General features: G+C 69.1%; 6 protein-coding genes. 3 read left to right on the plus strand and 3 right to left on the minus strand.

The annotated features are described in order from the left end of the window. Nucleotides 1-75 precede the first annotated feature (75 nt). A complete protein-coding gene (locus I8N67_RS40890; RefSeq protein ID WP_200309385.1) occupies nt 76-750 on the minus strand; it encodes a lysophospholipid acyltransferase family protein in 675 nt (224 codons plus the stop codon). A gap of 335 nt (nt 751-1,085) precedes the next feature. On the opposite strand from I8N67_RS40890, the gene I8N67_RS40895 reads away from it, so the two are divergent. The 3 genes from I8N67_RS40895 (at nt 1,086) to I8N67_RS40905 (ending at nt 3,421) form a co-directional block, all read left to right on the plus strand. Next, nucleotides 1,086-2,297, plus strand: coding sequence for a glycerophosphodiester phosphodiesterase (locus I8N67_RS40895; RefSeq protein WP_200309380.1), 1,212 nt, complete (start codon nt 1,086-1,088; stop codon nt 2,295-2,297). Between the two features lie 74 nt (nt 2,298-2,371). Then, on the plus strand, nt 2,372-2,878 hold the full coding sequence (locus I8N67_RS40900) for a sigma-70 family RNA polymerase sigma factor (protein WP_200309381.1): 507 nt from the start codon (nt 2,372-2,374) through the stop codon (nt 2,876-2,878). 45 nt (nt 2,879-2,923) lie between these two features. After that, a complete protein-coding gene (locus I8N67_RS40905; protein ID WP_200309382.1) occupies nt 2,924-3,421 on the plus strand; it encodes a GNAT family N-acetyltransferase in 498 nt (165 codons plus the stop codon). Between the two features lie 78 nt (nt 3,422-3,499). Here the strand turns inward: I8N67_RS40905 and I8N67_RS40910 are convergent, their stop codons facing one another. Then, on the minus strand, nt 3,500-3,868 hold the full coding sequence (locus tag I8N67_RS40910) for a hypothetical protein (RefSeq protein ID WP_234047074.1): 369 nt from the start codon (nt 3,866-3,868) through the stop codon (nt 3,500-3,502). A gap of 64 nt (nt 3,869-3,932) precedes the next feature. Further along, entirely contained in the window at nt 3,933-4,292 is a 360-nt protein-coding gene (locus I8N67_RS40915; RefSeq protein ID WP_200309384.1) for a hypothetical protein, read from the minus strand. Nucleotides 4,293-4,586 lie beyond the last annotated feature (294 nt).

The following is a 4,586-nucleotide window of genomic DNA, read 5'->3' on the forward strand; positions in this document are numbered from 1 at the left end:
GCGCGAGGAACTGCGCGACAAGCCCCCACCGACCGCCACCCGACAAACAACCGAAGCCCCGCAAAACCAGCGGAGCTAAGCCGCTTCTTTGGCCTTGGACGCGTACATGTCCACATACTCCTGCCCCGAAAGCCGCATGACCTCAGCCATCACAGAATCGGTCACCGCCCGCAGCACATACCGATCCCGGTCCATCCCCTCGTACCGGGAGAATTCCATCGCCTCACCGAACCGCACCGTCACCCGGTGCGGCCGGGGCAACCCCGACCCTCCCGGCTGAATCTTGTCCGTCCCGATCATCGCGAACGGCACCACCGGCGCCCCGGTCATCAGCGTCAGCCGGGCGATACCCGTACGGCCCCGGTACAGCCGCCCGTCGGGCGAACGCGTCCCCTCCGGGTAGATGCCGAAGACCTTGCCCTCGTCCAGCACCCGCCGTCCGGTCATCAGCGCGGCCACCCCGCCGCGTCCACCGTCACGGTCGACGGGGATCATGCCGACGCCGGTGAAGAACCAGGCCATCAGCCGGCCCTTGACGCCCTTGCCGGTGACGTACTCGTCCTTGCCGATGAAGAAGACCTGCCGGTTGCTCGCCAGCGGCAGGATCATCGAGTCGATGAAGGTCAGATGGTTGCCGGCGAGGATCACCGGACCGTCCCCAGGGATGTGCTCCGCACCCTCCACCCGTGGGCGGAACATCAGGCGCATGATCGGTCCGAGCACTGCCTTGATGAGCGCGAAGCGGGACAACGGGCCCTCCCATGTCAAGCGTTCCGGTATAAGTCTGTGCAGGTGAGGACGATACTCCCGGCTCACGGCGTGACGCACATCGGGTTCACCGAGTGGATACGAACAATTGACCCGCCTTTACCTGCGGTGACTCAGTGATGGCGGGTTGTCACCGGCCCGTAACATGTGACGGACATCGCGTCGCCGAACCGACACTCCGTCAACTTCCGCCATCAGTGCGACACAAGGCGTCTTCCGCGTGTTCTGTCCCAGGTCTCCCACCGGTCGCCTCAGGACACCTACGATCGTCCCGCTTTGACAGGTACAGGTGCAGGGCGTCGGTGGGAGGAGCCGTCATGGGAACGCAGGAGTCGCGGCAGTCACAGGACTCGCGGAAGTCGAACGAGCAGGGGCACACAGCGGGCCGGCGGGCGCTGCTCGGGGCCGCGGTGCTCGGCGCGGGCGGAGCGGTCCTCGGACTGCCGGCCACGGCGAGAGCCGACGACGCGAAGACGGGCGGCGCGTCGGCCGGCATGTCGGGCGGCGGCTACCGCAGCCTGCCGGTGCCGACGATCATCGCGCACCGCGGCGCCAGCGGCTACCGCCCCGAGCACACGCTCGGCTCGTACCAACTGGCCCTCGACCTGGGCGCGCATGTCATCGAGCAGGATCTCGTGCCCACCAAGGACGGTCATCTCGTCTGCCGTCACGAGAACGACATCACCGGCACGACCGACGTCGCCGCGCACCCCGAGTTCGCCGGCCGGAAGACCACGAAGGTCGTCGACGGCGTCTCCTACACCGGCTGGTTCACCGAGGACTTCACCCTCGCCGAGCTGAAGACCCTGCGCGCCAAGGAGCGCATCCCGGGCAACCGGCAGGAGAACACGCTCTACGACGGCCGCTGGGAGATCCCCTCCTTCGAGGAGGTGCTGCGCTGGGCCGACAAGGAGGGCCGGAAGCGGGGCCGGCACATCTGGCTGCATGTCGAGACCAAGCACCCCACCTACTTCCGCAAGCTCGGCCTCGGCCTGGAGGAGCCGCTCGCCAAGCTGCTGCGCAAGTACGGCCGCCACAAGAAGAACTCGCCCGTCTTCCTGCAGTCGTTCGAGCCGAGCAGCATCCAGCGTCTGAACCGCCTGGTGGACAGCCCTCTCGTCGTCCTGCTGTCCGGTGCCGCCACCCGCCCCTGGGACTTCGTCGAGGCCGGCGACCCGCGCACCGTCGCCGACCTGGTCAAGCCGGAGGGCCTGGCCTGGATCGCCTCGTACGCCAACGGCATCGGCCCCACGCTCGACCTGGTCATCCCGCGCGACTCGGGCGGCAGGCTCACCACGCCGACCACCCTCGTCGCCGACGCACACGCCGAGGGCCTGATCCTGCACCCCTACACCATGCGCAACGAGAACACCTTCCTGCCCGCCGACTTCCGCAAGGGCACGGACGCCAACGCCTACGGCGACGCCTTCGGCGCGTTCAAGGTGTACTTCGAGACCGGCATCGACGGCATCTTCACCGACAACGCGGACACGGGCCTGCTGGCCCACGCGGACTTCGTCAACAGCTGAGCCCTCTGCCCCGATTGGGGTGACTCCCGTCCGCCCCGGCAACCCTGTGCCGGGGCGGCGGCGTCCCGGGGCATATGACACACGACATGCTCGCCACCCTCCGGTCCCAGCTGGTCGCGGAGGTGTCGGCCGAGGCCTCCGCGGCCGGCACGGAGGCGGGGGACCTGGAACAGGCGGTCTGGCTGCGCCTGCTGGAACGGCTCGACGCGGACGGGCCGCCCGTCGACCCCGAGAGCTGGCTGCGCAGCGCCGTCCGCTTCGAGGCCCGCCTCAGCCGCCGCACCGCCCGCCTCGAACGGCCGTACGGCGTCGAGCCCGCCGACGAGCACGCGCCCGGCCCCGAGCAGCAGGCCCTCGCGGCCGCCCGCCGCCGCGCGCTGTACGCGGCCGTACGCCGGCTCCCGGGCCGTTGCCCCCGGCTGCTCGCAGCGCTGCTGGCCCCGCAGGACCTCACGTATCGCGAGATCGCGGGCGAGTTGGGTATGTCACAGGGCAGCCTCGGTCCGGAACGTTCCAGATGCCTGGGATGTCTGCGGCGATTGATGACCGCGGAGGTTGCGGCGCGCGAACCGCGGGGATAGGAGTGAAGGACATCAGGTGAGCAGGTGAGCGGGAGGCGTGCACACATGGGCATGAGCGTGACCATCTCGGTGGCGACCGGACAGGACGCCGAGCAGATCTTCAGGCTGCAGTACCTGTGCTTCCAGAGCGAGGCGGCACTGTACGGCAACTACCGCATCGATCCGCTCGTGCAGAGCCTCGACTCCGTCCGGGACGAGGTCGCCTCGGACTGTGTGTTCGTGGCCCGGCTGGGTGACGAAGTGGTCGGTTCCGTGCGCGGCGCCCTCCACGACGACGGCACCGCCTCCATCGGCAAGCTCTGCGTCCACCCGCGCCTCCAGGGCCACGGCATCGGCGCGAGGCTGCTCCGCGCGGCCGAGTCGACCCTCGCGGAGGAGCGCGGCGCCACCAGGTTCCGCCTCAGTGCCGGCCACCGCAGCGAAAGCAGCCTTCGGCTGTATCGCCGGGTGGGGTACGAGGCGGTGGGGACGAGTCAGGGGTCGGACGGGGTGCCGATGGTGGTGCTGGAGAAGCCTGCCGGTGCGTACGTGGCGACGGCGTAAGGGCGCCTGAGGGGGTGCCGCCCGGGGTCGTCGGGCGGCTGCGGGACCGTTTCGGCTCGTCGCGCAGTTCCCGCGCCCCTATCGGGGCGCGGTCGCGCTCTTCCGTAGCCAGTACATCGCGGTGATCGGGAGGATCACGGGGATGAAGAGGTATCCGATTCCGTAGTCCGACCACACGGTCTTGTCGGGGAACGCCGACGGTTCGATCAATGTCCAGGTTCCGACGATCAGTACGCCGGCCAGTTCGACCGCGCAGCAGACGCGTGCCGCCTTCCGGGCGAACTCCCCGCCCCGCACCAGCGAGTACGTGATGAAGCCGTACACCACCCCCGCGAGCGCCGAGAGCGAGTAGGCGAGCGGTGCGTGTTCGAACTCGCTCGCGATCTGGACGGCGGACCGCGACACCGCGCCGACGACCATCACGCTGTAGAGCCAGACCAGGAGCATCCCCGGCCCGCTGATGAGCCGTGCCCGCCCGGTCTGCGGCTTCTCCCGCGGAGCGACCGTCACCTCAGCCTCCCCAGATGTCGTAGAGCCGCACCTGCAGTACGGCGAGGACCACGCCGCCGGCCGCGACGGTCACGCTGCCCCAGCGGGTGCGCTCCGCCAGCGACATGAACCCGGTCACCGGGACGCAGGCGAACGCCCCGAGGAGGTACGACACGAAGATCGTGGTCCCCTGCTCCGGCTTCTCCCCGCGCGCCAGCCGCACGATCCCCACGACCAGCTGGACGAGGGCCAGCACCGACACCACGGCCATGCCGATGAAGTGCCAGTCCTTGGTCGGCTGATCGCGGTAGGCGGCCCAGCCGCACCAGGCGGCGAGCAGAAGTGCGGCGACGGCGGTCGTCACCGTCAGGGCAACAAGCATGTCGCGACCCTATTACGGCCCAAAACTCCGCCGCGTCCGGCCCCGGGCAGGCAAACCCGACGGCCACGCATCGTGGCCTTGACCACAGGGGCAGGTGCCCAGCAGGTGGACACCACTGCATCTGACCTGCTGATATGTTGCCTCAAGCCATCCGGTATACGGACAGCCCACACTCGCCCCACTCATACGTCTGTTTACTGATCTCAAGACCACGACGAGCTGCCGCACCCTTGCGACCGAGGCGACCCTGACGCCCGGTGCTCGTTGTACGTGTCGAAAGCGCGCCTTCTAGAC

The organism is Streptomyces adelaidensis (genome assembly GCF_016598475.1).
GTDB classification, from domain to species: Bacteria; Actinomycetota; Actinomycetes; order Streptomycetales; family Streptomycetaceae; genus Streptomyces; species Streptomyces adelaidensis.